The sequence below is a fragment of the Shewanella sp. MF08487 genome, from assembly GCF_050848685.1.
Lineage (GTDB): Bacteria > Pseudomonadota > Gammaproteobacteria > Enterobacterales > Shewanellaceae > Shewanella > Shewanella glacialipiscicola.
Window position 1 is genome coordinate 113,212 of sequence record NZ_JBOZPB010000003.1, and the last position, 26,545, is coordinate 139,756.

19 protein-coding genes and 3 pseudogenes are annotated in these 26,545 nt (G+C 45.9%); 13 read left to right on the plus strand and 9 right to left on the minus strand.

The genetic code is table 11. The features are described from left to right. Positions 1-30: 30 nt before the first annotated feature. Positions 31-3,915, plus strand: a complete 3,885-nt coding sequence (gene hrpA, locus ACRN9H_RS03140; protein WP_432312427.1) for an ATP-dependent RNA helicase HrpA — start codon at positions 31-33, stop codon at positions 3,913-3,915. A gap of 220 nt (positions 3,916-4,135) precedes the next feature. On the opposite strand, the pseudogene narI reads toward hrpA, so the two are convergent. The 5 genes and pseudogenes from narI to ACRN9H_RS03165 form a co-directional block, all read right to left on the minus strand. Beyond that, positions 4,136-4,625 (minus strand): annotated as a pseudogene (gene narI / locus ACRN9H_RS03145) (respiratory nitrate reductase subunit gamma). A gap of 51 nt (positions 4,626-4,676) precedes the next feature. After that, positions 4,677-5,246 (minus strand): nitrate reductase molybdenum cofactor assembly chaperone, encoded by a 570-nt coding sequence (narJ, locus tag ACRN9H_RS03150; RefSeq protein WP_432312428.1) that lies wholly within the window; start codon positions 5,244-5,246, stop codon positions 4,677-4,679. Beyond that, on the minus strand, positions 5,215-5,397 hold the full coding sequence (locus tag ACRN9H_RS03155) for a hypothetical protein (RefSeq protein WP_432312429.1): 183 nt from the start codon (positions 5,395-5,397) through the stop codon (positions 5,215-5,217). The genes narJ and ACRN9H_RS03155 overlap by 32 nt, the downstream gene beginning before the upstream one ends. A 29-nt stretch (positions 5,398-5,426) precedes the next feature. Next, positions 5,427-5,891, minus strand: a pseudogene (narH, locus tag ACRN9H_RS03160) (nitrate reductase subunit beta); the annotation flags it as partial. Between the two features lie 35 nt (positions 5,892-5,926). After that, positions 5,927-6,004 (minus strand): annotated as a pseudogene (locus ACRN9H_RS03165) (hypothetical protein); the annotation flags it as partial. A 561-nt stretch (positions 6,005-6,565) separates the two neighbouring features. On the opposite strand from ACRN9H_RS03165, the gene ACRN9H_RS03170 reads away from it, so the two are divergent. The 6 genes from ACRN9H_RS03170 to ACRN9H_RS03195 all read left to right on the plus strand — a co-directional run bounded on the left by ACRN9H_RS03170 (position 6,566) and on the right by ACRN9H_RS03195 (position 11,988). Next, on the plus strand, positions 6,566-6,724 hold the full coding sequence (locus tag ACRN9H_RS03170) for a periplasmic nitrate reductase, NapE protein (RefSeq protein ID WP_220775185.1): 159 nt from the start codon (positions 6,566-6,568) through the stop codon (positions 6,722-6,724). A gap of 36 nt (positions 6,725-6,760) precedes the next feature. Next, complete coding sequence (locus tag ACRN9H_RS03175) at positions 6,761-7,018, plus strand: chaperone NapD (protein WP_432312430.1); 258 nt, start codon at positions 6,761-6,763, stop codon at positions 7,016-7,018. A gap of 2 nt (positions 7,019-7,020) precedes the next feature. After that, complete coding sequence (gene napA / locus ACRN9H_RS03180) at positions 7,021-9,510, plus strand: nitrate reductase catalytic subunit NapA (protein ID WP_432312529.1); 2,490 nt, start codon at positions 7,021-7,023, stop codon at positions 9,508-9,510. Positions 9,511-9,520: 10 nt separating this feature from the next. Next, positions 9,521-10,006 carry a nitrate reductase cytochrome c-type subunit gene (locus ACRN9H_RS03185; RefSeq protein ID WP_432312431.1) on the plus strand — a complete coding sequence of 162 codons (486 nt, stop codon included), beginning with the start codon at positions 9,521-9,523 and terminating at the stop codon, positions 10,004-10,006. An 8-nt stretch (positions 10,007-10,014) separates the two neighbouring features. After that, positions 10,015-10,602, plus strand: a complete 588-nt coding sequence (locus tag ACRN9H_RS03190; protein WP_076500126.1) for a cytochrome c3 family protein — start codon at positions 10,015-10,017, stop codon at positions 10,600-10,602. Positions 10,603-10,818: 216 nt separating this feature from the next. Further along, a complete protein-coding gene (locus ACRN9H_RS03195) occupies positions 10,819-11,988 on the plus strand; it encodes a JmjC domain-containing protein (RefSeq protein WP_432312432.1) in 1,170 nt (389 codons plus the stop codon). A gap of 521 nt (positions 11,989-12,509) precedes the next feature. Here the strand turns inward: ACRN9H_RS03195 and asnS are convergent. Beyond that, complete coding sequence (gene asnS / locus ACRN9H_RS03200) at positions 12,510-13,910, minus strand: asparagine--tRNA ligase (RefSeq protein ID WP_432312433.1); 1,401 nt, start codon at positions 13,908-13,910, stop codon at positions 12,510-12,512. Positions 13,911-14,061: 151 nt separating this feature from the next. Between asnS and ACRN9H_RS03205 the strand changes: the two genes are divergently transcribed. Then, positions 14,062-14,397: a hypothetical protein gene (locus ACRN9H_RS03205; RefSeq protein WP_432312434.1), complete on the plus strand. Its 336-nt coding sequence runs from the start codon at positions 14,062-14,064 to the stop codon at positions 14,395-14,397. Between the two features lie 28 nt (positions 14,398-14,425). Here ACRN9H_RS03205 and ACRN9H_RS03210 read toward each other — a convergent pair whose 3' ends face one another. Both ACRN9H_RS03210 and pabB read right to left on the minus strand, forming a co-directional pair. Next, positions 14,426-15,013: a CoA pyrophosphatase gene (locus ACRN9H_RS03210; protein ID WP_432312435.1), complete on the minus strand. Its 588-nt coding sequence runs from the start codon at positions 15,011-15,013 to the stop codon at positions 14,426-14,428. A 43-nt stretch (positions 15,014-15,056) separates the two neighbouring features. Continuing rightward, a complete protein-coding gene (pabB, locus tag ACRN9H_RS03215) occupies positions 15,057-16,460 on the minus strand; it encodes an aminodeoxychorismate synthase component I (protein ID WP_432312436.1) in 1,404 nt (467 codons plus the stop codon). A 332-nt stretch (positions 16,461-16,792) separates the two neighbouring features. Between pabB and ACRN9H_RS03220 the strand changes: the two genes are divergently transcribed. From ACRN9H_RS03220 to ACRN9H_RS03235, 4 genes are all read left to right on the plus strand, one after another. Continuing rightward, positions 16,793-18,343, plus strand: coding sequence for a fumarate hydratase (locus tag ACRN9H_RS03220; protein WP_432312437.1), 1,551 nt, complete (start codon positions 16,793-16,795; stop codon positions 18,341-18,343). A gap of 289 nt (positions 18,344-18,632) precedes the next feature. Continuing rightward, on the plus strand, positions 18,633-20,681 hold the full coding sequence (locus tag ACRN9H_RS03225; RefSeq protein WP_432312438.1) for a prolyl oligopeptidase family serine peptidase: 2,049 nt from the start codon (positions 18,633-18,635) through the stop codon (positions 20,679-20,681). A 487-nt stretch (positions 20,682-21,168) separates the two neighbouring features. After that, positions 21,169-21,627 (plus strand): GNAT family N-acetyltransferase, encoded by a 459-nt coding sequence (locus tag ACRN9H_RS03230; RefSeq protein WP_338725253.1) that lies wholly within the window; start codon positions 21,169-21,171, stop codon positions 21,625-21,627. Between the two features lie 162 nt (positions 21,628-21,789). Beyond that, a complete protein-coding gene (locus tag ACRN9H_RS03235) occupies positions 21,790-22,725 on the plus strand; it encodes a M14 family metallopeptidase (RefSeq protein WP_338725252.1) in 936 nt (311 codons plus the stop codon). Between the two features lie 246 nt (positions 22,726-22,971). Here ACRN9H_RS03235 and adhE read toward each other — a convergent pair whose 3' ends face one another. Next, positions 22,972-25,575 carry a bifunctional acetaldehyde-CoA/alcohol dehydrogenase gene (gene adhE / locus ACRN9H_RS03240; RefSeq protein ID WP_432312439.1) on the minus strand — a complete coding sequence of 868 codons (2,604 nt, stop codon included), beginning with the start codon at positions 25,573-25,575 and terminating at the stop codon, positions 22,972-22,974. 318 nt (positions 25,576-25,893) lie between these two features. Here adhE and ACRN9H_RS03245 point away from each other — a divergent pair, with 318 nt between their 5' ends. Next, positions 25,894-26,526 carry a YchE family NAAT transporter gene (locus ACRN9H_RS03245; protein ID WP_220732820.1) on the plus strand — a complete coding sequence of 211 codons (633 nt, stop codon included), beginning with the start codon at positions 25,894-25,896 and terminating at the stop codon, positions 26,524-26,526. The last annotated feature ends 19 nt before the right edge of the window (positions 26,527-26,545 follow it).

Sequence of the window (26,545 nt, forward strand, 5' to 3'; positions counted from 1 at the left end):
GATCGCCGTTTTTGATGCTAGCAATGGAATTTGGATTTGAACTCAGACAAACATCCGCTATCGAACGCCTTTCTTAATCTTTGTTATCAGAGCGACGCGTCGCGGATCCGTCGTCGTTTATTTAAGCTCAATAAAGAAGCCGACTCAGATAAAAAGACCCAAGTCTTAGCCCAGCTGAGTGAGCAAGCGCAGGCGGCGTTTGAGAAGGTTGAGCAGCGCCGTAACGCTCGCCCTAAAATCCACTATCCTGAAAACTTGCCTGTTTCCTTGATGCGCGATGATATTGCACGCGCGATTGCGGGCAACCAAGTGGTGATCATCGCTGGTGAAACGGGCTCGGGTAAAACGACTCAGTTACCTAAAATCTGTTTGGAACTGGGCTTAGGTTGCCGTGGAATGATAGGCCACACCCAGCCACGACGTTTAGCAGCCCGCAGTGTGGCGAGCCGAGTCGCCGAAGAATTACAAAGTCCGCTCGGTGAAGTGGTTGGCTTTAAAGTGCGTTTTGCCGATGCGCTTAAGAGTGACTCTTATATCAAGTTGATGACCGACGGTATTTTACTGGCGGAATTAACCTCCGATCGCAATCTCGATCAATACGATACCATCATCATAGATGAGGCCCACGAGCGCAGCCTCAACATCGATTTTATTCTGGGCTACCTCAAACAAATTCTCAAAAGACGCCCCGATCTCAAAGTTATTATCACGTCGGCGACCATAGACGTTGAGCGTTTTTCTAAGCATTTCAACAATGCGCCTATTATCGAAGTGTCGGGCCGTACCTTTCCGGTCGAAACCCGTTACCGACCCTTAGTGCAAGATAGCGATGCCGATTTAGATCAAATCGAAGGCATTTTTGCCGCTGTCGATGAGTTGGTGGCCGAAGGGCTGGGCGACATTCTGATCTTTATGAACGGCGAGCGGGAAATTCGCGATACGGCCGAGCAATTGAGCCGGCGTAATTACCGCGATACCGAAATTTTGCCGTTGTACGCGCGTTTATCTTACGGTGAGCAGTCTAAAGTTTTCAGTAGTCACAGAGGTCGGCGGATTGTATTAGCGACCAACGTGGCGGAAACCTCGCTGACTGTGCCGGGCATTCGCTACGTTATTGATCCAGGTACGGCGCGCATTAGCCGCTATAGCTATCGGACTAAGGTGCAACGCTTACCGATTGAACCTATCTCGCAGGCGAGCGCCAATCAGCGTCAAGGCCGTTGTGGACGTGTAGGGCCGGGTATTTGTATTCGTTTGTACGATGAGGCGGATTTTAATAATCGTCCGGCGTTTACCGATCCTGAAATCTTGCGCACTAACTTGGCTTCGGTCATTTTGCAGATGCTCGCCATCGGTTTGGGTGATATCGCCGGTTTCCCCTTTATCGAGCCACCCGATCCACGCCATATCCGTGATGGTTTCCTGTTGCTTGAAGAATTACAGGCGGTTGAGAGTAAACACGGCAAGCTAGTGTTGACGCCACTTGGGCGCAACTTGGCGCAAATTCCTGTGGATCCGCGTTTGGCGCGTATGGTGGTCGAGAGTCAGCAGTTAGGTTGTTTGAACGAAGTGCTGGTGATTGCCGCTGGCTTATCAATTCAAGATCCCCGCGAACGTCCGATGGAGAAGAAGCAAGCCAGTGATGAAGCCCATCGCCGTTTTGCCGATCCCAGTTCCGATTTCGTTAGCTGGATAAACCTGTGGCAGCACTTAAAAGATCAACAAAAAGAGTTATCTGCTAGTCAGTTTCGTAAAAAGTGCCGCGATGAATATTTAGCCTATTTACGCGTTCGCGAGTGGCAGGATTTATACGCCCAGCTTAAGCAAGCCGTGCACGATTTAAAGTGGCGCTTAAACGATACGCCAGCCAATTACGACAGCTTGCACCGCGCGCTGTTGTCGGGCTTATTGAGCCATGTGGGTTTTAAAGATAACAATAACGAGTACTTAGGTGCGCGTAATCGTAAATTCTTTGTGTTTCCCGGTTCGCCTTTGGCCAAAAAAGGCCCTAAGTGGATCATGGCGGCTGAGCTTACCGAAACCTCACGCTTATTCGCTCGCTGCTGCGCCAAAATCGAACCCGAATGGCTAGAGCCCTTAGCCGCGCATTTGATTAAGAAAAGCTATGTCGAGCCCCATTTTGAGGCAAAACCTGGCAGCGTTATCGCCCTTGAGAATCAAGTGCTCTACGGCTTGACGGTTGTGCACCGCCGCAAAGTGCAATACGGCCCCATCGATCCCGTTGAAGCGCGTGAGATTTTTATCCGCAGCGCTTTGGCTGAAGGGCAGTTACAGACCCAAGAAGCGTTTTTTGTCGCTAACCAAAAGCTGCTCGAAGACATTGAATCCCTTGAGCATAAATCCCGTCGCCGCGATATTTTGGTGGACGAGCAAGTGTTGGTGGACTTTTACGAGCCGCGCATTCCTGAAGGGATTTACAACGCCCAGCTGTTTTTTGGCTGGTGGAAGAAGGCCAAGCGCGAGCAACCGGATTTGCTCGATTTCAGTAAAGCACTGTTAATGCAGCGCAATGTCGACCATATCTCGACCTTGGATTTTCCCGATACGTGGCACAAGGGCAATTTGCGCCTGCAGCTGAGTTATCACTTTGAACCCGCGGCTGCGGATGATGGTGTGTCGGTTCACATTCCGGTGGCGCTGCTCAATCAAATCGACGATAGCGATTTTGATTGGCTAGTGGCAGGGCTAAGGGAAGAAAAGTGCATCGCGCTGATCAAATCTTTACCTAAGAGTTTACGACGTAACTTTGTGCCCGCGCCTGACTATGCCCGCGCTTGTGTGCAGGCCATGGTGCCTTTTAGTGCCAGTTTGCTTGAAGCTATGTGCAAGCAATTGCTGCGCATGAGTGGCACGCGTATATCGCCGGAGGATTTTGATTTAACGCAGATCCCTGCGCATTTGCAGATGAACTTTAAAATCGAAGACGATAAAAACAACTTAGTGGCCGAAGGTCGGGTGCTCGATACCTTAAAAGCCGAGTTGCAGGGCGTGGTGGCGAAGGCCATTCGTCAGGTGGCGGATAAAGGTATAGAGCAAGAAGCGTTAACCGAGTGGTCCTTTGGCGATTTGCCGCAGCAATATCAGCAACAAAAAGGCAATTACCAAGTACGAGCGTTTCCGGCGCTGATCGATAAAAAAGACAGTGTTGCGATCAAATTATTTGATGATGAATTTGAGGCGCAAGATGCCCATCGCCAAGGTCTGCGACGGTTATTGCTGCTAAACATTCCATCACCAGTGAAACACTTGCAGCAAGCTTTGCCGAATAAGGCAAAATTGGCGATGTATTTCAATCCCTTCGGTCAAGTACAAATCTTAATTGATGACATTATTGCCGCCGCTGTGCAGCAATTGTTGGATGAAAAAGCCCTCGATGTGCGTAATCAAGCCCAATTTGAGCAGGCAAAGGATTGGGTTCGCCAAGAACTCAACCCGACCGCTGAGCAAATCGCCTTGAAGGTTGAGCAGATTTTGACCTTATACCAGAGCATTAAAAAGCGTCTCAAGGGCAAAATTAGCTTAGATATCGCCTTTGCTATGAGTGACATTCAAAGCCAATTAGACAAACTAGTGTTTAAAGGGTTTGTTGAATCCTGTGGCTGGAATCGTTTAGCCGATGTGGCGCGTTACTTAAAAGCGATTGAAATCCGTGTCGAGAAGCTGCCTGTCGATCCAACCCGCGATCGTTTGCATATGCAGAGTATTAACAAGGTGCAGGAAGCATTGAACGCACAACTGGCTAAAGTGCCGCGATCGCAGCCGACACCGCCCGCGTTAATTGAAGCTCGCTGGATGATTGAGGAATATCGCGTATCTTGTTTTGCTCAGGTGTTAGGTACGGCATATCCTATTTCCGAAAAGCGTATATTAAATCAACTTACCAAATCGTCATAAATGCGCCTAGATTAATATTGAGCCAATAGCCGGTTATTTCACCGCTGGCTATTGACTCAAATAAGGCTTTATCAGGCATGAGTTTACTCTGGTGATGCTCTTGCTTAAACTGTATTTTAAACAATTGGTTATGTTATTTATTTTGGATTGATTTAAGCTTGACCTATTCTAGTCAATTCAATATCAACAGGTGCAATAAAGCGGCAGCGTAAATGATGGCTTAACTAATTAAGTTTACATTGAGGAATATGAATAATTTTTTGTTTTGTGCCCAAGCCATTACCTTAAGCATTTCCGCGCCATCTAAGTGTCCGCCAGATACCGGAATAGAAATAAGTCCGAGGATCAATTGTCTATAGAGCATTAAGAGGATGACGATATCCATCTTTTTGCTAGTGGCGCGAACCCGAGGGTTTGTTAGGCGACGACGGATCAAAATGGTTAATCCTACAAAGCAAATCACCCCAAATAATCCCCCCGCACCCATGGCAAGTAACTGCTTAAACTCTGCAGTCAGGCCCAGCGCGTGCCAAACGGCTAATGGTGTGAGTAACCCCAAAAATGACCGAAGAAAATCCCGCTCACCCCAATGTGAAATAATACGCTACCAATATGCAGTTGGCGTTTTCCAGCATTTGGCTGGAACTTGCTTTCCACGTGTATTGTTCACGGTCATAGTGGATCCAGCTGCCGATAAACATCACCGCCATAGCGATAGATGCCAAAGGCAAATATTGAGAAATGGCTCATCGATGGTCTCCTTACAACCGTTGGCTATTGCTGGTAGGCTGCAATAGTTCGGTATTGAGTGGAATGTGTTGGTCCCGACGCTGCGCTTCACTGGGTTTATTGCTGCTATTACAGCCTGTTTGCGCGTTGTCCATAAAGCTCACCATTTCTTCTTCCCACACTTTATCGAGCTCTTTGGGGGTGTTGTCGGGTTGTTCGTCAACGATTTGTTCACGTAAATCCTTAAGATCGACATCAACCTTGCTTAAGCTCAATAGTGCATGGAGTAAGTTGGCATAATTTGATTGGTGCTTTTTAAGTCTGCATGCCAGTAGCGCTAAAATCGGCGCCACTTCTTCTAATCCATAACGGCCATTTTCGCTGCCTTGGGTTGACATAAACTCAAGATATAGCGGGATATAATCTGGCAACTCTTTAGCGCTGATATCTAGACCTGCTTGGTGATATTGATCTAAAAGGTTGACCATGGCTTGCCCGCGTTCACGGGATTCACCGTGAACGTGTTCAAATAACAGTAAGAACAAAGAGCGTCCTCGCTCGAATAAGCCGTCATATTCGGCTTGCCAGACCATGGTATCCATCGCAAATAGCTCGGCGATAATGCAGTACAAGGGCTTGATGGGCGGCATCAAGTTCAGATCCCGTGACAATGGCCTCTAACTCTGCCCGCGCGTCGAGTAATTCAGCGTGCGGGTTATCGAGTAGTATTGAAATAACACTCAGTACTTTCATGTTTACTTCTCCAATGTGACAGGAATGACTTAGCGTACGCCAGTCGCTTTGCTGCCAAATAAGTTGACGCCGTTGTTACCATCGCCACAGCCATTACCAAAACTAAAGCCGCAACTGCTTTTCATGTCGTAGGCATTTTCTGCGTAGGCTTTATGGCTCGTTGGCACCTCTAAGTCTTCAACTTTGTCGACCTGTTGTGAGCGTTTATAGGCACGCATTGCGATCAGGCGCTCAAGTGCACGCTCAACTAGTTTTTCATCGCCAGCAGTTAACAGGTTTGCAAGGTAACGTAGCGGAATACGCAATGATTTCATATCGGGGATTTCACCGTTCATACCGATATGACCTGCTTCTACTGCCGTTTGGATTGGCGATAGTGGCGGCACATACCACACCATAGGTAAGGTGCGATATTCAGGGTGTAAAGGCAGCGCGACTTTCCAGTCGATTGCCATTTTGTATACCGGTGAGCGCTGGGCTGCAGTGATCCAGTTTTATCGTGTTGCCAGCGTTGACGATAGCCCTGTTCTCAACTTCTATCTTTATCGGTTATCACGCTATGCCCATCGGCAAAGGGTTCTTGGTGGGTTTTAAAAAACCGCAATTTATCGAGTAAATGAACTCATCTTATTAATTAACTCCTAGTACGACATTACTAACGACCTTGAATTTTGTGGGACACAGCACTGTGGGTTGTTTAGTGGTAGTTATATTGACTGCTGTTTTATGCTTGTAAGATGTTAATAAGTCTGTGGTGTGTGGGGCGCTATAATGTTGATCACGATCAATAAAGTGCCTCACACGTGATAAATGTCTCTTTATGAGTATGTGAACTATTATTTAATTTAACGCTTATGTAACGCGGTTTATAAGGGGAAGGTGATGAGGTTTAAAACTAAAATTCTTTATTGTCTTAAGCAGTTGCTGTTGTAAAGGTGGTGTGAGTAATATTTTTGTTAATCGCTTTGTAGATCGGGATCACGCTTATTGTTAATTACCTAATTAGAGGGACATTAAAAAATCGTAGATTTATCTATCATGCTTTTAGATAAATAAAATTGCGCTAATAATTTCAAAAATGACAAAGAATTTGATTGTATATAAGTGTTATCAAATCGTTAAGTAAGATAAGGTAGTGAATACGATAGACGTACTTTAGGGAGCGTATATGACAACTCAAACAGATGAAAACAAGAGCTTAGAACTCAAAATTTTTCTATTTTTAACCGTATTGTTAGCACCTATTTTGTCGGTGCTTCTGGTTAGCGGTTTAGGTTTTGCAATTTGGTTTAGCCAAATTTTAACTGGCCCACCAGGTGCTGGTTAACATAATAAAAATCATGAAATAAGAGTGAAGTGTCGGATGAGTAAAGAGATTCATATTACAAGTTTAGTCGTACAAGTTTTGCCACAAAAGATGGCAGAGGTTAGGCAGCAGATTATGACTATTGAAAATGCTGAGCTTTCCGTAAACAACGAAGTGAAATTAGTAGTTGTGCTCGAAGGGGATACTCAACGAGCCATTATGGAAAGTATCGAAATCATCAATGCCATTCCTGGTGTCTTATCCGCCACTATGGTTTACCACCAGAGTGAAGAGCTTAAAGAGGGTGAAGAATGAACATGAATAGACGTGACTTTATTAAAGCCAATGCGGTGATAGCCGCTGCAGGAGCGGCAGGTTTAGCCTTGCCAGCTGGCGCAAGTAATTTAATTACTAGTTCAGAACAGACAAAATTAGAGTGGAACAAAGCGCCGTGCCGTTTTTGCGGAACGGGTTGTTCTGTGATCGTTGCTACCCGCGAGGGTAAAGTGGTTGCCACCCATGGCGATGCCAATAGTGAAGTTAACCGCGGCCTTAACTGCATCAAGGGTTATTTCTTATCCAAGATTATGTATGGCAGCGATCGTTTAACTACGCCCATGCTACGTATGACAGATGGCAAATTTGATAAGCACGGTGAGTTTTCACCGATAAGCTGGGATAGCGCCTTTGATATCATGGCGCAAAAATGGAAAGAAACCATTAAAGCCAAAGGCCCAACAGCGGTTGGTATGTTTGGTTCTGGCCAATGGACAGTGTGGGAAGGTTATGCCGCCCTTAAGCTGATGAAAGCCGGTTTTGGTTCAAACAATATCGATCCTAATGCGCGACATTGCATGGCTTCGGCCGTGGTAGGTTTTATGCGCACCTTCGGTATTGACGAACCTATGGGTTGTTATGACGACATTGAAGCTGCTGATGCCTTTGTACTTTGGGGCTCTAACATGGCGGAAATGCACCCGATTTTGTGGAGCCGCGTTACCGACCGTCGCCTCAGTGCCCCCCATGTTAAAGTGTCAGTGTTATCGACCTTCCAACATCGTTCTTTCGATTTGGCTGACTTACCGATAGTATTTACACCGCAAACTGACTTAGCCATTTTAAACTTTATTGCTAACTATATTATTCAAAACGATAAAGTGAATTGGGATTTTGTTAAAAAGCATGTGAACTTCCATATGGGAACCCACGATATTGGCTATGGTTTACGCCCAACGCATCCACTTGAGAAAAAAGCCAAAAACGTTAAAACGGCTGCGGATTCAACGCCAATCGATTTCGATACGTTTAAAGCCTTTGTCGCCGATTACAATGTAGAAAAAGTCAGTAAATTATCAGGTGTATCAGAAGAGAAACTGATTGAATTGGCTAAGTTATATGCCGATCCTAATACTAAAGTGACTTCTTTCTGGACGATGGGATTTAACCAGCACACCCGTGGTGTATGGTGTAACAACCTGATTTATAACATTCACTTGTTAGTCGGTAAGATTTCAACTCCAGGTAACAGCCCATTCTCGTTAACAGGTCAACCATCTGCTTGCGGTACGGCCCGTGAAGTCGGTACCTTCTCACATCGTTTACCTGCCGATTTAGTCGTCACGAATCCTGAGCATAGAAAACGTGCTGAAGAAATTTGGAAAATACCTAGCGGCATTATTCCACCTAAACCTGGCTACCACGCAGTTGAACAAAACCGTCGCCTTAAAGATGGTGATTTAAATTGCTATTGGGTCCAAGTTAACAACAATATGCAGGCTGGTGCGAACATCAATGAAGAGATGTTACCGGGTTATCGCAATCCGGCTAACTTCATCGTGGTGTCTGATGCTTACCCAACAGTGACGACACAAGCCGCTGACTTAATTCTTCCTACCGCAATGTGGGTCGAAAAAGAAGGCGCTTATGGTAATGCTGAACGTCGTACACAGTTCTGGCATCAAATGGTGCAGGCGCCAGGTGAATCGCACTCTGATTTATGGCAGCTGATGGAATTTGCTAAACGCTTCACTACCGATGAAGTGTGGCCACAGGATGTATTAGCGGCAAATCCAGAATTTAAAGGTAAAACCTTATTCGAAGTGCTATATCAAAATGGCAATGTCGAAAAGTTCCCGCTCACAGATGCTGATCCTAAGTACCTAAACAACGAAGCAAAACATTTTGGTTTCTACGTTCAAAAGGGCTTATTCGAAGAATATGCGACCTTTGGCCGTGGTCATGGCCACGATTTAGCGCCTTTTGATGCGTACCATGAGGCGCACGGTTTACGTTGGCCTGTGGTTGACGGTAAAGAAACCAAATGGCGTTTCCGTGAAGGTAGCGACCCGTATGTGAAACCAGGAAAAGACTTTGAGTTTTACGGTCACTCCGATGGTCGTGCCATTATTTTTGCACTGCCCTATGAGCCTGCTGCTGAGTCACCAGATGAAGAATACGATATATGGTTATCAACAGGTCGCGTACTTGAACACTGGCATTCAGGTTCAATGACTCAACGTGTACCTGAGCTGTATCGTGCCTTCCCTGATGCGGTGTGTTTTATGCACCCAGAAGATGCTAAGAAACGGGGTTTACGCCGTGGTGATGAAGTGCGAGTGGTGTCGCGTCGCGGCGAAATCAAAACGCGCGTTGAAACCCGTGGTCGTAATAAGCCACCAGTAGGCTTAGTGTTTGTGCCTTGGTTTGATGCTAGCCAGCTCATTAATAAAGTCACGTTAGATGCGACAGATCCTTTGTCAAAACAAACTGACTATAAAAAATGTGCGGTGAAGATCGTCAAAGCATAAGGAGTAGAACATGAAAACATTCAAATTAATATCATTGATGGGTTTACTTGCTCTTTGCTCATTCGTCATGACGAATGCCGTGGCGACGAGTATTCCTGAAGATAAAATCGACACGTTACGTTTAGCGCCCATTGATATTGAGCCAACACCACCGGCGATGCAAAATGTGCGTAATACAGATATAAAAGAAGTGCGTAACTATCCTATGCAGCCACCGGTGATCCCACATAAAATTGATGGTTATCAATTGGATCTGAAAGTGAATAAATGCATGGCATGTCACGCTAGAAGCCGTACTGGGGAGTCGCAAGCCCCGATGGTGAGTGTGACGCACTATATGGATAGGGATAACAACTTCCTTGCCGAATTATCGCCGCGCCGCTATTTCTGTACTCAGTGCCATGTGCCGCAGTTAGATGCCAAACTACTGGTCGAAAACGACTTTGTTGATATGGAACATCTTATTAAAGCCAACACTGAGCAGAAAAAACACTAGGAGTTAGCATGTTAGATAAACTGAAAAAAATCTGGCAGGTACTTAACCGTCCGAGTGTTCACTATAGTCTGGGCTTTTTGACCTTAGGTGGCTTTGTGGCTGGGGTGATTTTCTGGGGTGGCTTTAACACGGCCCTTGAAGCAACCAACCAAGAAGCTTTCTGTATCAGTTGCCATGAAATGGAAAACAACGTCTATCAAGAATTACAGACGACGATCCATTTTACTAACCGCAGTGGTGTGCGGGCAACCTGTCCAGATTGCCATGTGCCACATAACTGGACCGATAAAATTGCCCGTAAGATGCAAGCTTCTAAGGAAGTGTGGGGTAAAGTGTTTGGTACCATTAATACCCGTGAAAAGTTTGAAGGTAAGCGCCGTGAGTTAGCAGAGCACGAGTGGGAACGGTTAAAAGCGAATGATTCGCTCGAATGCCGTAACTGCCACAACTTTACTTACATGGACTTTACCCGCCAATCTCCTCGGGCGTCGCAGATGCATTCTACTTCTCTGGCGAATGGTGAAAAGACCTGTATCGATTGTCATAAAGGGATTGCCCATCATCTCCCTGACATGAAAGGCGTAGAAGGGTTCTAATCCCTTTGTAAGCAAAGATACACAGTTAAAGGCCAAGCATTATTGATGCTTGGCCTTTTTGTTTGGATTGATGCTTATCGTCATTCTTCAATCGATAATCTCATCGCTGAAATGAAAACATATCTGCGACAACTTTATTGATCCTATCGAGCTTTTTGGTTTTAGCTTACTGTTAGTATTACCATTTATTTATGTTTACTTGGTACATCATCCCCTATGCAACTCGATATTAATGGCTTAACCCCTGCGCAGTTTTTAGCAGAATACTGGCAGAAAAAACCACTGGTTATTCGTCAAGGATTTAGCCATTTTCAAGATTTAGTGTCACCAGAAGCCCTAGCAGGTTTAGCGATGGATGAACTGGTCGAATCTAGGCGGGTTTACCAGCAAGAAGGACAATGGCAGGCAGAGTTTGGCCCTTTTGAAAGCTATGATCATTTGGGTGAAAAAGATTGGACGTTAATTGTACAAGCCCTAAATAACTGGGTTCCAGATGCTGAAGCCTTGATCCAATGCTTTGACTTTATTCCCCGTTGGCGCTTAGATGATGTGATGGTGAGCTTTGCAACGCCTGGTGGCGGCGTTGGGCCACATATTGACCTTTATGACGTATTTATTTGCCAAGGTTCAGGACGTCGTCGTTGGCGTGTAGGAAACATAGGGCTACACAAACAATTTATTGCCCATCCCGCTTTGCTACACACTGAATCATTTGAGCCAATTATTGATACTGAACTGTTGCCAGGAGATATTTTATATATACCTCCTGGGTTTCCACACGAGGGGGTAACATTAGAGCAATCCTTAAGCTTCTCAGTTGGTTATCGCACAGCATCTGCCAAAGAAATGGTAGGCGCCTTGGCGGATCACCTTTCTGAGCAGGATTTAGGCGTTCAGCAGATTAGCGATCCCGATCGCGCCTTATCAAACCGCAATGGTTGTGTAGATAATACCGATTTAGCACGTTTACGCTCGCAGCTGACGAATATGCTTAGTGACGAGTTAGTGAGCGAATTTACGGGTCGTTATTTAACTCAATCTAAGTGTGCGTTAGATTTACCCGATGAGCCGCTGGATATTACACAAACAGAAGTGCTTGCTTGGCTTGATGAGCAGCCGTTAATACGTCTCGGTGGTCTTCGTTGTTTGTATTTTGATATTAATGTTGCCGAAGGTGCAGTTTACATTAACGGTGACAAATACCAACTTGCAGTGGAATTGGCCGCAGTAATCCCATTATTATGTGATGTGAATCAACTCGATAAAATGGCGTTAGCGCCTTGGTTAACCAGTCCAGCATTTTTGGTCCAGTTAACTGAATGGGTGAATTTAGGCTATTGGTATTTTGACGACTTTGACGCTGATGACGAGACACCTATCGATTAATTGTCTGTTAGCGGCTTATGCTAGGTGAGCTATCTGAGGGGAAAATGATGCGATAGTGGTTTGCTGTGAGTTTAGGTGATGCTTGAGCAGTATTTGTCAGATTGCTATGAACAAGCTGAAAAACGCCGAATATGTCAGCATTATATCAACATGAGTCAAGTGGGCTGCACTGTCATGTGAGTGTATTTTTAACTGCGCCGTTGCAGCAAAGGGCCAAATTAGATAATGCTGTACTGTGTCATAGGATAATTCTTAGAATATGAGTTACTTAGTCGGCTATAACGTGTTGGCTAAAATGGACTTTTAATAAAGGAATAGCGTAGGTTTGATGCAACCTAAATACGGCGCTTTGAGTGTTTTGATGATTGTTTGCTGCTATTGATATCTAATGATGTAGATATCAATGCTGACTACATCATTAGGTAGAGAGTGACTTAATGAATAAGCGACACAATAAAAAAACGCGCCGAGGCGCGTTTTTAGCTCAAGACAGCTGCTATAGCAGCTGTTTTAAACCGTGCTTAGAAGTTTGCAGTACGTGGAGCACGTGGGAATGGAATAACATCACGAATGTTGCTAACGCCAGTGACGTAAGATACTAAACGCTCAAATCCTAAACCAAAACCTGCGTGTGGCACTGTGCCATAACGGCGCAGGTCGCGATACCACCAGTAATCTTCTTTACTTAAACCCATCTCTTCAAGGCGGGCATCGAGCATGTCTAAACGTTCTTCACGTTGAGAACCCCCGATGATTTCACCAATACCTGGGGCCAATACGTCCATCGCAGCAACGGTTTTACCGTCTTCGTTTAGGCGCATATAGAAGGCTTTGATATCTTTCGGGTAGTTTTTTACTACCACTGGTGCTTTGAAATGTTCTTCGGCTAAGTAACGCTCATGCTCAGAAGATAAATCAATCCCCCAAGACACTGGGAACTCAAAGGTTTTGCCACATTTCTGTAAAATCTCAACGGCTTCGGTGTAATCTACTTGGGCAAAATCGCTCGATACGAAAGATTGCAGACGTTCGATGACGGTTTTATCAACGTGTTGATTGAAGAACTCCAAATCGTCCATGCGCTCAGCCAATACTGCCTTAAAGGCATATTTGAGCATAGCCTCAGCTAAACCTGCGATATCATTTAAGGTAGCGAAGGCGACTTCAGGTTCAACCATCCAGAATTCCGCTAAGTGGCGGCTGGTGTTTGAGTTTTCTGCACGGAACGTTGGGCCAAAGGTATAGATTTTTGACAGCGCACTGGCGTAGGTTTCGCCGTTAAGCTGGCCTGATACGGTTAAGAAGGCTTCTTTACCAAAAAAGTCTTTATCGTAATCGACTTTGCCATCGCTAGTGCGGGGCAGGTTTTCCATATCTAAGGTCGATACGCGGAACATTTCACCAGCACCTTCAGTATCTGATGCGGTAATCAGTGGCGTTGAAACCCAAATAAAGCCTTCTTCGTGGTAAAAACGGTGAATGGCTTGGGATAAGCAGTTACGCACACGGGCAACCGCACCAATCAGGTTAGTACGTGGACGCAAGTGAGCCAATTCACGTAAATGTTCAATCGAATGACGCTTAGCGGCCATTGGGTAAGTGTCTGGATCGTCCACCCAACCCGCGACTTCAAGTGCGGTGACTTGCAGTTCAAATGCTTGGCCAGCGCCTGGAGATTCAACCACAGCGCCCGTCATCACGACAGAGCAACCAGCAGTGAGCTTTAATACTTCGTTGTCGTAATTATCTAAGCTATTGGGCACGACACCTTGGATAGGATTAAAGCAGGAGCCGTCATAAACAGCTAAAAAAGAGATACCGGCTTTAGAGTCACGACGTGTTCTAACCCAGCCACGTACAGTGACTGTTGAACCGACGGCGTGCTCACCTTTAAATACAGATGCGACAGATGCGATGCTCATTGTTACTTAATTCTCCAACGAAACGTTTTATATGAAAATTTTGGAGGTTTATATTACCTTGCTGGTGGCTTTTCTCAAGCTGAAAAAGGTATCCTGAGTCTAATAATATCGATATTTAACGATTAAAGTGTGTCAAACGGTGGGAGGTGGTATGCGCAAGACCAGAATCTTTCAAATAATCCTCGCGACCTTATCCATTTTAGGCTGGGCAATTGCCGTCTATGCATTATTGGTTTTTGGTGAGGCGAGACCAGATCGTGAAGTGGGTGCCTATTTAGCGCGTGGCGCCACCTTCAGGGTGAATTGGGACCCACATGAAACTCAATTATTGGTGTATCTAATTTGGGCTTGTGGTGCGATAAGTTTGATCAGTTTGGCATTTAACTATTATGTGGCGCATCACAGTAAACTAGGATTTTGGTTTAACATCCCTATGCTACTGCTCACCTCTGTGGTTGCGGGTTTGTATGTGCATTTGATGATTTAAGTCGGCGTTTATCTGTTTGTGGCCAGCATCAAATGATGTCGGCAGGGATACTTAATTGACGACATAAGTGGTCAATAATGGCTGCGGTAGCGCCCCAAATAAACCGTTGTTGATAGGGCATGACATGCACTCTGTAATAATGTCCTTGCCGTAAAAATGATTTTTGATGGCGGTGACTTGGTTCAATAAAAAAGCTTAACGGCACAGTAAAACAATCGGCGACTTCCCCGGGGTCGAGTTTCAATGCAAATGCTTGTTTGATGATACCGACCACTGGGGTTATTTCAAATCCAGTAAAGGTGTTATAGGCCGGAAATGTGCCCAAAATATCCACATTATCCTTTGATAGCCCAATTTCCTCTTCTGCTTCTCGCAATGCGGCCGCAACGGCATCGATATCATCAGGCTCTATTTTACCGCCAGGAAAACTGATTTGCCCCGGGTGGGCACGCAGATGCATGGGCCTTTGGGTTAAAATAAGATGCAATTCACCGTCTATATCCTGCAGTGCAATTAATACTGCGGCCTTGCGTAATCCACCATATGGGAAGGCAGCAGGATCTTGCTGGGCTAACGAATGCAAATTAAATCTGAGTCTAAACTCTGTCATTTCCATCGATATTTCCATTAATTATGGCGTATTAACACTTCAGGGACTTTTATAAGCCTTTGCCCAGCAAAGGTAAAATACGGCTGATCTTATCAAAGGTTTCTTGGTACTCGGCATCCACTTCTGAATCCGCCACTATGCCGCCGCCCGCCCAACAATAGAGTTTACCGTCTTCGGCGACCAGTGTGCGGATAGTAATACTGGTATCCATTTGACCATCTTGGCTTAAATATCCCATAGAACCACAATACAAACTTCGCCGTGACGGTTCCAGTTCTTCGATAATTTCCATCGCACGAATTTTAGGTGCGCCGGTAATTGAACCGCCGGGGAACGCCGCGCGCAACAAATCGCTGGCGCTGTACTTAGCATCAAGCTTAGCCGTCACTGTACTGACAAGATGATGCACAGCGGGAAAACTTTCTATCTCAAATAGATGCGGTACACGTACCGAACCCGCCGCGGCCACTTTACCAATATCATTACGCAGTAAATCGACAATCATCACGTTTTCGGCGCGATCCTTTGGCGAGTTGGCAAGCGTATTGGCGGCTTGAATATCAAGCGTAGGATCACTATGGCGCGGCAAGGTGCCTTTAATGGGTTTGGTCTGAATATCAACGCCCCGAAGCTGAATAAAACGCTCAGGTGAAATGGACAAAATCGTATTTTGCGGCAGACGCATAAAGGCCGAGAAGGGCGCTTTATTGGCATTGCGCAGTTGGCAATAGGCTGGCCATTCATCGCCTTGATAACACGCTTCAAATCGTTGGGTTAAATTTATTTGATAGCAATCGCCACTGTGCAAATAAGCTTGTACTGCGTTAAATTTGTCCGTGTATTCGGCTTTATTGATTTGGGTGGCCCATGGGCTGGTAAGTGTAAATGGGGCGGCATTTCGCTTTTTAACTATTTTTTCTTGAATATTTTTCAACTCAATTTCAAGGGCTGCTTCCCCTAAATAATGCAGCAAATGCCAACATTGAGCTTGGTAATCAAAAACCAGCGCCCAGTCATAAAAGCCAATATTCATCTCTGGCAGCTGTATATCTTGCGTTGCCGTGGTTGGTAGGGATTCAATACCGCGGCCTAAATCGTAGCTAAAGCTGCCCATGGCGCCGCCACTAAAGGGCAGATTACATTCAAAAGATTTTGCATACCAATGGCTTAATAAAGTGTTGAGCAGGTCGAAGGGATCACGGTTTGGCTCTATGGCCTCGGGTATGCTCAAGTTTTTATCGATAAGCTTGATATCGCTACGCTCGCCTTGAGTGACTAACGTGGCGATGGGGCTGGCGCAAATAATATCGAACCTAGCGTCTTGGTGCGGCGCGTTCGCCGAATCTAACAGAATTGCCCAAGTGTCATTTGCAAAGTGTTCGAACAGTGCTGCGGTACTTAATGTCCAGTCAAGTTGGCGTGATGCAAGCTGTTTTGACGCCCTAATTGCCATCGATTAACCCTATTCAAAATGTGATGTAGCCCAAAAAGATGTGAAAGAGTATCATATTGGCCCAGAAAGAATGATACCAGTCGTGTTAAATATCTGTTCATTCAGCGGGAATTTAACGCATTTTAGGCAAGTTGAAGGCTTGAAGTCCAAAAGCCGCCAACGCAGCATAAAATGCAGCCCGCGCGAAGCGAGAGCCAGTAAGGCATTTAACCTTAATATGCTGCGTTGAAATGCCTTAGTGGCGCTGAACTGACTCGATATTTGACGTGATTGGTATTTAAAAAAACGATTAAAATAAGTTAGGCCGCAAAGGCTGCTGGAGCGCTCCTACTATGTCATCTCACCATAAAATGTCTGAAACTTCTGTGATTAAACAAGCCGACTTTATTGAAAGTGTGGCGGATGCTTTGCAATACATTTCTTATTACCACCCGAAGGATTTTGTTGATGCCATGAGCCAAGCTTATGAGCGTGAACAAAGTGCGGCGGCGAAGGATGCGATTGCCCAGATCTTAATTAACTCGCGCATGTCGGCCGAAGGTAAGCGTCCTCTGTGTCAAGACACTGGGATTGTGACTACTTTCGTGAAAGTGGGTATGGGTGTCCAATGGGACAAAACCGATATGACGATCCAGGAAATGGTCGACGAAGGTGTTCGTCGTGCCTATACCAATCCTGATAACCCACTACGCGCATCAATAGTGTCAGATCCTGCGGGCAGCCGTAAAAATACCAAAGATAACACCCCATCTGTGGTGCATATTGACATGGTGCCTGGCAACCACATTGAAGTGGCGATTGCGGCTAAAGGCGGCGGCAGTGAAAACAAAGCTAAGATGGTGATGTTAAACCCATCAGATGATATCGCCGCTTGGGTAGAAAAAACGCTACCGACGATGGGCGCGGGCTGGTGTCCACCGGGTATGCTAGGTATCGGTATCGGCGGCACGGCGGAAAAAGCGGCCGTATTAGCCAAAGAAGCACTGATGGAAAGCGTAGATATCCATGAGTTGATGGCCCGTGGCGCGCAAACTACCGAAGAAAAACTACGTTTAGACATTTTTGAGCGCGCGAACAGTTTAGGCATAGGTGCGCAAGGTCTTGGCGGTTTAACCACAGTGTTAGACGTTAAAATCAAATCGGCACCCACCCACGCGGCGTCAAAGCCAGTGGTGATGATCCCTAACTGTGCAGCGACTCGCCACGTACATTTCCATTTAGACGGTTCAGGTCCTGCGGAATTAACGCCGCCATCATTGGCCGATTGGCCAGAAATTACCCGTGAAGTGGGTGATGATGTGCGCCGCGTGAACTTAGATACAGTGACTCAAGCGGATATCGAGCAGTGGCAGAGCGGTGAAACCATTCTGCTGAGCGGTAAAATGCTCACAGGTCGCGATGCTGCCCATAAGCGCATTCAAAGCCTGATTGAAAGCGGTGAAGGTCTGCCAGAAGGCGTGGATTTTACCGATAAGTTTATTTACTACGTTGGCCCAGTTGATCCAGTAGGCACTGAAGTTGTCGGTCCTGCGGGCCCAACCACAGCAACTCGTATGGATAAATTCACTGACTTAATGTTAGAGAAAACTGGCTTGATGGGCATGATAGGTAAAGCTGAGCGCGGCCCTGCGACAGTTGAATCGATTAAAAAACACAAAGCGGTATATCTGATGGCCGTTGGCGGCGCTGCGTATTTAGTGTCTAAAGCGATTAAACATTCTCGCGTTGTGGCCTTTGCCGATTTAGGAATGGAAGCGATTTACGAGTTTGATGTGCAAGATATGCCAGTGACTGTGGCTGTGGATTCAAATGGTGTTAATGCCCACGAAACCGGCCCAGCCATTTGGAAAGTCAATATCGCCAACGCTAAAGCTAAAGCGTAAAGGTGAGGATGGAGCGGATTGAACTTGATGGCTTTTTAAGCAAAATAGCTTAAGTTTGAGTTCTGATATCTATTCTTTAGGTAAAACGCTGCGCCACTGACATTTTGTCACAAAAAAATACGCTCAGGTTCGCCATTTGGCTTGCCTGAGCGTTTTTGTTTCGATAGTGTGGCAAGCTTATCTGCAAAAGATACGATCTCAGATCGTTTTTAACATTCGTGTTTGCAGCAATGATGATTATCGAATATTTGCAAACCTCGAACCTGTTCAACAAAAGACGGACATAACAATGAAAATAGCTCCTCTCCTATTGGCGCTCGGCGCCGCAGGGTTGGCGTTATCAGCCCAAGCGGCCGATCCAACGCCTTTTACTGTGCAACAACTCATTAAACTCAATAAGATGCACTCTGCGACTGTATCCCATGATGGCACTAAATTAGTTTATGGTCTTAAAACGGTAAACGATAAGGGAGAGGGCAGCTCTGATCTGTATCTATTGGATCTGACTGACACGAAAGCGAAGCCGTTACAACTGACCTCTGCCGCAGGCACTGAGCACGATGTGAGTTTTGCCAATGACGACAAGTCGATTTATTTCCTTGCCAATCGCAGTGGTTCAAGCCAGTTATTTCAACTGCCATTAACGGGCGGTGAAGCGGTACAAGTTTCTGATTTACCTTTGGATATTGATGGCTACAAATTATCAAACGACGGTAAACAAGTTGTACTCAGCATGCGAGTATTCCCCGAGTGTAAGGACTTAGCCTGCTCAAAGGATAAATTTACCGCCGAAGCTGAGCGTAAATCGACGGGCCGTGAATACAAGCAGTTAATGGTTCGCCATTGGGATACGTGGGAAGACCACGCCCGTAATCATTTATTTGTTGGTGCGGTAAACGGTGAAAAACTCACTAAAGTAGTGGATGTGACTCAAGGTTTAGATACTGAAACGCCGCCAAAACCTTTCTCGGGTATGGAAGAAGTGACCTTCACCCCAGACGGTAAGTTTGTGGTTTATAGCGCGAAAGCCCCCAGCAAAGATCAAGCTTGGACCACTAGCTATGATTTGTGGCAAGTGCCAGTGACAGGCGGCACCGCAACCAACTTAACCAAAGACAATCTTGCATGGGATGCGCAGCCAACATTTTCGAGCGATGGTCGTTACATGGCCTATTTAGCGATGAAAAAACCGGGCTTTGAAGCCGATCGCTATGGCATTATACTGCGCGATACTAGCACTGGCCAAACTAAAGAAGTGGCGCCATTATGGGATCGCAGCCCAAGCTCACTGATGTTTGCTCCTGACAATCGTACTTTGTATGTGACGGCACAAGACCTAGGTCAAGTCTCAATTTTCCAAGTTAATACCCAATTTGGCGATGTGCGTTCTGTCTACAGTGATGGCACGAACAGTTTAATTGCGGTCACTAACGATGAACTGATTTTCGATAGCAAAACCTTAGTTGAACCGGGCGATCTCTATAGTATCACCACCGATGGTGAAGGGCTTAAGCGTTTGACCGAAGTGAACAAAGACAAATTGGCCGAGATCAAGTTTGGTAAGTTTGAACAGTTCAGCTTTAAAGGTTGGAATAATGAAGACGTTTACGGTTACTGGATCAAACCGGCTAACTACCAAGAAGGTAAAAAGTACCCGATTGCCTATCTCGTTCACGGTGGGCCGCAAGGCTCATTTGGTAATTCATTCAGTGGCCGTTGGAATGCGCAATTATGGGCGGGTGCAGGTTACGGTGTCGTGATGGTGGATTTTCACGGCTCAACCGGTTACGGCCAAGCCTTTACTGACTCAATCAGCCAAGATTGGGGTGGTAAGCCATTAGAAGATCTGCAAAAAGGCCTCGCGGCGGTGAGCCAGCAACAAAAGTGGCTCGATCCGCAAAATGCTTGTGCACTTGGCGGTTCTTACGGCGGCTACATGATGAACTGGATCCAAGGTAACTGGAGCGACGGTTTCAAGTGCTTAGTTAACCACGCGGGCCTGTTCGATATGCGTTCTATGTATTACGTGACCGAAGAAGTGTGGTTCGCAGAGCATGAGTTTGGTGGCACTTACTCAGATAACAAAGCGTTATATGAGAAGTTTAACCCTGTGAATTATGTTGAAAACTGGAAAACACCCATGCTGGTGATCCACGGTGAGAAGGATTTTCGCGTCCCTTATGGTCAAGGTTTAGCGGCATTCAGTTTTATGCAGCGTAAAGGGATCCCATCAGAGTTATTGATTTTCCCTGATGAAAACCATTGGATCTTAAAACCTGAAAACTTAGAGCAATGGTATGCTAATGTCTTCGGTTGGATGGACCGCTGGACGAAATAACCTGAGCTCGGGATAAGCAGAGCCGCTGAATAGGCATCTTTTCGGGCCTCTCTGCGTTGCTCTGTCTAACCATAGCTCGCTATGGCATACGACAGAGCGCCTTGATATGCGCAAAAATCTGCGCATTCAGTCAGAAAATAGATTTTTCGCTTTAAACGAATAATTTTATACCATTGATTTTATTTGTTAAATTTAGATTTTTCGACACTCGTTATCCCGAGTTCAGGTTAAATAATAACGGCCTGTACGTCTATGGGGTTTGCACCGACGAAAGCCCATAGAAGCAAGGCTCGTCCTGATAGGATTATCATCGGCGAGTCATTTAATGCTCAACTGACAATCAAAGTATTTTTAGTCTGTATTTAAACTAAGCGTTTTCTGACCAAGTGTATTTTGATTAAGTGCCTTTTGATACTGTATCTTAAAAAGCCAGACTCTGTTCTGGCTTTTTATTGTGTCATGAAATGTTTTTAATCAAGGAGTTAAGATGAATATTCGAGCCGCAACCTTAACTGATATCCCTGAAATAAGCGTATTACTCACTCAATTAACCCAAGATTTTATTGCCCCAACTTGCACTGCAGAGGGCGCTACAATCTTAGTCAATGCCATGTCGATAGAAGCGATTGGTAGCTACTTTGCTATGGGTTATCAGTACCATGTCGCCATAACGGACTCGGGCCAACTCGCAGGCGTAGTGGGGATGAAGGCGAATAGTCACTTGTACCATCTTTTTGTTGCCTCCCATGCACAGGGGCAAGGCGTGGCGCGAATGTTGTGGGAACATGCCAAAGCTCAGTGTGTAGCTCAAGGCAATCCGGGCATATTTACCGTGAACTCGGCATTGAATGCACAAGCTGTGTACTTAGGTTTTGGCTTTGTGCCCCTTGGACCCGAGCGAGAGCGCGGCGGGATCCGCGATATTCCCATGCAGCTGACGCTTTGAGTCAGCTGTACTCATTTATCATCCAAACACGAGCACTATCATTCGACTGAATAGCAATTCAACGAAAAAGCTTGAGCGAGAAGAGCTTGAACGAATAGAACTTGAATAAAAAGAGCTGGAATAAAAAGAACTTTACCGAATAGAACTAAAAATAGAGGAATTATGGCAAATTTAACGTTTTATCCCATCGGCACTGCTGGCGAGAAATGGGGCGAGGCTGAAAAAGCCGCATGGCTTGCGAGCACCCAAATCAAGCGTTCATATCAAGACGATGTCGTGACGCCACTCAAGGCGATGGAAGCTGAGCTGTCATCGCTTGGGCTTGGCATTGTGCAATATGGCGCTTTGTCGATTAACGCCGAGCGTTACCCATTATTTGCGGTAAAAAGCCAACAATTTGATCCACAAAAGCCAACCGTGCTGGTGACTGGCGGCGTGCATGGCTACGAGACCAGCGGTGTGCATGGCGCATTGGCCTTTTTAACGAATGAAGTGGCGAATTACGTGCAACGGGTGAATTTAATGGTTGCCGTGTGCGTGAGTCCTTGGGGTTACGAGACGATTAATCGCTGGAACCCAAAGGCTATCGATCCGAACCGTTCATTCTATGCCAACAGTCCTGCACAGGAATCGGCGGCCTTGATGGCTTTAGTTGCTTCAGTTGCGCAAGGTTTTGATGTGCATGTGGATTTGCATGAAACCACAGATTCAGATGAGTTAGAATTTCGTCCAGCGCTGTGCGCCCGCGATGGCATTGAATATGACAAAGGCACTATTCCAGATGGCTTTTATGCTGTGGGCGATACCGAACATTCAATGGATGCTTTCCAAAAAGCCATTATCGATGGCGTGAGCAAAGTGACGCACATTGCTCCTGCCGACGAGAAAGGCGAGATCATTGGCTCGACTGTGGTGCAGCACGGGGTGATTAACTATCCGCTTAAGTCACTAGGGCTTTGCAGCAGTGTCACGGGTTGTATCTATAACACCACCACAGAAGTGTACCCAGATAGCCCAACAGCCACGCCTGCCGAATGTAATCTGGCGCAGGTTGCGGCCATCACCAGCGCCATCGATTATGTACTGGCGCAGCGTTAGTCGTAGTTTGTTGTGATGACCATTTTTAGTGATATTAAGTTTATGAATGATTAGCTTAGTGCTCGTAAGTTGAGCTAGCGGCTAGTGAAGTGATTTTACGTTCGTGTTGCTAACGCATCGATTAAGTCACTCATTAACTAGGTAAGCCACGGTACGTCACGCAGTAAAAAGCCCTCATTCGAGGGCTTTTTCATTTATGTCGCGCTGCGTTTATTTAGCGCGGGCTTAGCATCGTTAGGCGATTGCCTAGTTGTTATCGCTATAGTCACTGCCATAATAGCTATCGAGGAACAACTGTTTTAGCTCGTTAATCAAGGGGTAACGTGGGTTGGCACCCGTACATTGATCATCGAAAGCATCTTCGGCTAATTCATCTAACTTGGCGAGGAAGTCGGCTTCGTTGACGCCGGCTTCTTGGATAGAAGCAGGAATGCCAATCGTCTTCTTGAGGTGTGTGATTTTCTCAAGCAATTTTTCGACTTTTTCTTCATCCGTTTTTCCGCCTAGTTTCAAGTGATCTGCGATGGCAGCATAACGGCACAGGGCTTTTGGCCTGTCGTATTGGCTAAAGGCCGCTTGCTTAGTGGGCAGATCCGTTGCGTTAAAGCGTATTACGTTATTGATCAATAGCGCATTGGCTAAGCCGTGGGCGAGATGGAACTCGGCGCCCAGTTTGTGCGCCATTGAGTGGCAAATCCCGAGGAAAGCGTTAGCAAAGGCGATACCTGCGATGGTGGCGCCATTGTGGACCTTTTCACGGGCGACAGGTGACTGTGAGCCCAAGTTGTACGCATCGGGTAAATATTTGCACAGTAAGTCGAGGGCTTGCAGTGCTTGGCCATCGCTATATTCGTTAGCCATCACGCTGACATAAGCTTCAAGAGCATGGGTCACCGCATCTATGCCACCAAAGGCGGTCAGAGATTTAGGCATGTCCATCACTAGATTTGGGTCAACAATCGCCATGTTGGGCGTGAGTTGATAATCGGCAATCGGGTATTTTTTACCGGTAATTTCGTCTGTCACTACCGCAAAAGGGGTGACTTCTGAGCCTGTGCCTGAAGTGGTCGGAATAGCCACCATCATGGCTTTGGTGCCCATTTTAGGGAATTTGTAGATACGTTTACGAATGTCCATAAAGCGCAGCGCCAAATCGGCAAAATCCACATCGGGATGCTCGTACATCACCCAAATAATCTTCGCCGCATCCATTGGTGAGCCGCCGCCGAGTGCAATAATCACATCGGGTTTAAAGCTTTGGGCCACCTTAGCGCCTTGACGGACTATGGCTAAAGTGGGGTCGGCTTCAACATCGTAAAAGATTTCGGTTTCAAGGCCTTGGGCCTTTAAAATCCGCATGGTTTCGTCGCAATAACCGTGGTTAAACAAAAATCTGTCGGTGATGATCAGCGCGCGTTTTTTATCGCTCAGTTCTTCAAGTGCGATGGGTAAACTGCCGCGGCGGAAATAGATGGATGCAGGAAGCTTGTGCCACAACATGTTTTCGGCCCTCTTAGCGACGGTTTTCTTGTTGATCAGATGGCTCGGGCCAACGTTTTCTGAAATCGAGTTGCCACCCCAAGAACCACAGCCTAACGTCAGCGAAGGCGCTAGTTTGAAGTTGTACAGATCGCCAATACCGCCCTGTGAGGCTGGGGTGTTGATCAAGATACGTGCTGTTTTCATTCTAAAACCAAAGGCATGTACACGTTCGGTTTGAGTATCTTGGTCGGTATAAAGTCCTGAAGTGTGGCCAATGCCGCCAAGTGCGACTAAGGCTTCAGCTTTATCCATGGCATCGTTAAAGTCGATGGCACGATACATGCCAAGCAGTGGCGATAATTTTTCATGGGCGAAGGCTTCGCTGTCGCAAATGTCGGTGACTTCACCAATCAGAACCTTAGTCCAGTGCGGCACTTCAAAGCCGGCCATTTGCGCGATACTGGCGGCGCTTTGGCCAACGATATCGGCATTCAAACCGCCATTTTTTAAAATGACCTGCTGCATCGCCGCGGTTTCATCCTTCGATAGCATGTAGCCACCGTGAGAGATAAAGCGCTCTTTTACTTGCTCATAAATACTGTCAACCACAATCACAGCTTGTTCTGACGCACAAACGACGCCATTATCGAAGGTTTTCGACATGAGAATCGAACTGACCGCGCGTTTGATGTCGGCGGTTTCATCGATAACAATAGGCGTGTTACCCGCACCTACGCCAATAGCTGGTTTACCGGAAGAGTAGGCGGCTTTCACCATGCCAGGGCCACCCGTTGCGAGGATTAAATTCACCTTAGGGTGAGTCATTAATTGATTCGATAGTGCAACGCTGGGTTCATCAATCCAACCAATAATGTCTTTGGGCGCGCCCGCGGCTATGGCAGCATCAAGCACTAATTTTGCTGCAGTTGTGGTAGATATTTTGGCCCTAGGATGGGGCGAGAAGATGATTGCGTTACGGGTTTTAAGGCTGATTAAGGCTTTAAATATTGCAGTCGATGTGGGGTTTGTGGTGGGGACTATGCCACAGATGATGCCTACGGGTTCAGCAATGGTAATAGTACCGAAGGTGACATCTTCAGATAAAATTCCGCAGGTTTTTTCATCTTTATATTTGTTATAAATGTATTCGGAGGCAAAGTGGTTTTTAATTACTTTGTCTTCAACCACACCCATACGGGTTTCTGCGGCGGCCATTTTGGCCAGCGAGATACGCGCATCGGCAGCAGCAAGGGCAGCTGCGCGGAAAATGTTATCGACTTGCGCTTGGCTGAATGTCGCATACTCGGCTTGTGCTTTCGCTACACGCTCGACCATGAGATCCAGTTCTTGTGCATTGGTCACTGTCATGATTAATACTCCTAAAAAGATTTAGTGAATAGGCGTATTCACTAAATCCTCTTTGATGGTAAAAAGTTACACAAAAAGTACCGGCAATAGTGTGACCGCATTATCATAACAGGGCTTATGTGTAATAAAATTACAAAAAATATGATCTATTACGATAACTTTGATTTAAAATTATCAATATTAGATAATTGGAGATAATGCGAATTTGTGGTTTAGCCTAAAAATCTCATTTTTCAGTTATCTGCGGTTAAGATACTATAATACACCCTGAAGTTTACTTTGCTGAAAATAGCGTGATGCGCATATAAGGATTGCAACTTGGAGTTAACACTTTACGTTAAGTTTTTTCTTGGCTTGGTAGCCATTATCAATCCCGTTGGTTTATTGCCGGTATTTGTGAGTTTAACCAGCCATCAAACTGAAGCAGAGCGCAACCAAACCGGAAAAGTCGCTAACTTTGCGGTAGTGGTTATCCTGTTAGTTACGATTGTGGCTGGGCAACATATTTTGAATATGTTCAGCATTTCGTTATCAGCCTTTAGGATCGCCGGTGGTAGCCTGATTGCCATTATTGCGATGTCGATGTTGCAAGGTAAATTAGGTGAGGTTAAGCGTAACCAAGAAGAAGACCGCGAGTCTTCAGCGATGGAGTCTGTAGCGGTAGTCCCATTAGCTTTGCCATTAATGGCAGGACCTGGTGCAATTAGTTCGGTGATCGTGTTTGCGGCGGAACATAATTCATTATCAAATATCATTGCAATGTGTATTACGGTGATTGTGTTTGGTTTAGTGAGCTTTGGTCTGTTTAGAATGGCATCTATAATTTATAAAATCCTTGGTAAAACTGGGATTAACGTGATTACTCGTCTCATGGGACTCTTGATGTTATCTATCGGTATCGAAGTTATTGCTGCGGGTATTAAAGGGCTTTTTCCACAATTATTTAGCTAAATCAACTCAATTAAGCAAA

Excerpts from the sequence above, each read along its gene's own strand:
- narJ (WP_432312428.1), bottom strand. The coding sequence starts at position 5,246 with ATGGATACCATGGTCTGGCAAGCCGAATATGACGGCTTATTCGAGCGA.
- ACRN9H_RS03155 (WP_432312429.1), bottom strand. The coding sequence starts at position 5,397 with ATGAAAGTACTGAGTGTTATTTCAATACTACTCGATAACCCGCACGCT.
- ACRN9H_RS03170 (WP_220775185.1), top strand. The coding sequence starts at position 6,566 with ATGACAACTCAAACAGATGAAAACAAGAGCTTAGAACTCAAAATTTTT.
- ACRN9H_RS03175 (WP_432312430.1), top strand. The coding sequence starts at position 6,761 with ATGAGTAAAGAGATTCATATTACAAGTTTAGTCGTACAAGTTTTGCCA.
- napA (WP_432312529.1), top strand. The coding sequence starts at position 7,021 with ATGAATAGACGTGACTTTATTAAAGCCAATGCGGTGATAGCCGCTGCA.
- ACRN9H_RS03185 (WP_432312431.1), top strand. The coding sequence starts at position 9,521 with ATGAAAACATTCAAATTAATATCATTGATGGGTTTACTTGCTCTTTGC.
- ACRN9H_RS03190 (WP_076500126.1), top strand. The coding sequence starts at position 10,015 with ATGTTAGATAAACTGAAAAAAATCTGGCAGGTACTTAACCGTCCGAGT.
- ACRN9H_RS03195 (WP_432312432.1), top strand. The coding sequence starts at position 10,819 with ATGCAACTCGATATTAATGGCTTAACCCCTGCGCAGTTTTTAGCAGAA.
- asnS (WP_432312433.1), bottom strand. The coding sequence starts at position 13,910 with ATGAGCATCGCATCTGTCGCATCTGTATTTAAAGGTGAGCACGCCGTC.
- ACRN9H_RS03205 (WP_432312434.1), top strand. The coding sequence starts at position 14,062 with ATGCGCAAGACCAGAATCTTTCAAATAATCCTCGCGACCTTATCCATT.
- ACRN9H_RS03210 (WP_432312435.1), bottom strand. The coding sequence starts at position 15,013 with ATGGAAATGACAGAGTTTAGACTCAGATTTAATTTGCATTCGTTAGCC.
- pabB (WP_432312436.1), bottom strand. The coding sequence starts at position 16,460 with ATGGCAATTAGGGCGTCAAAACAGCTTGCATCACGCCAACTTGACTGG.
- ACRN9H_RS03220 (WP_432312437.1), top strand. The coding sequence starts at position 16,793 with ATGTCATCTCACCATAAAATGTCTGAAACTTCTGTGATTAAACAAGCC.
- ACRN9H_RS03225 (WP_432312438.1), top strand. The coding sequence starts at position 18,633 with ATGAAAATAGCTCCTCTCCTATTGGCGCTCGGCGCCGCAGGGTTGGCG.
- ACRN9H_RS03230 (WP_338725253.1), top strand. The coding sequence starts at position 21,169 with ATGAATATTCGAGCCGCAACCTTAACTGATATCCCTGAAATAAGCGTA.
- ACRN9H_RS03235 (WP_338725252.1), top strand. The coding sequence starts at position 21,790 with ATGGCAAATTTAACGTTTTATCCCATCGGCACTGCTGGCGAGAAATGG.
- adhE (WP_432312439.1), bottom strand. The coding sequence starts at position 25,575 with ATGACAGTGACCAATGCACAAGAACTGGATCTCATGGTCGAGCGTGTA.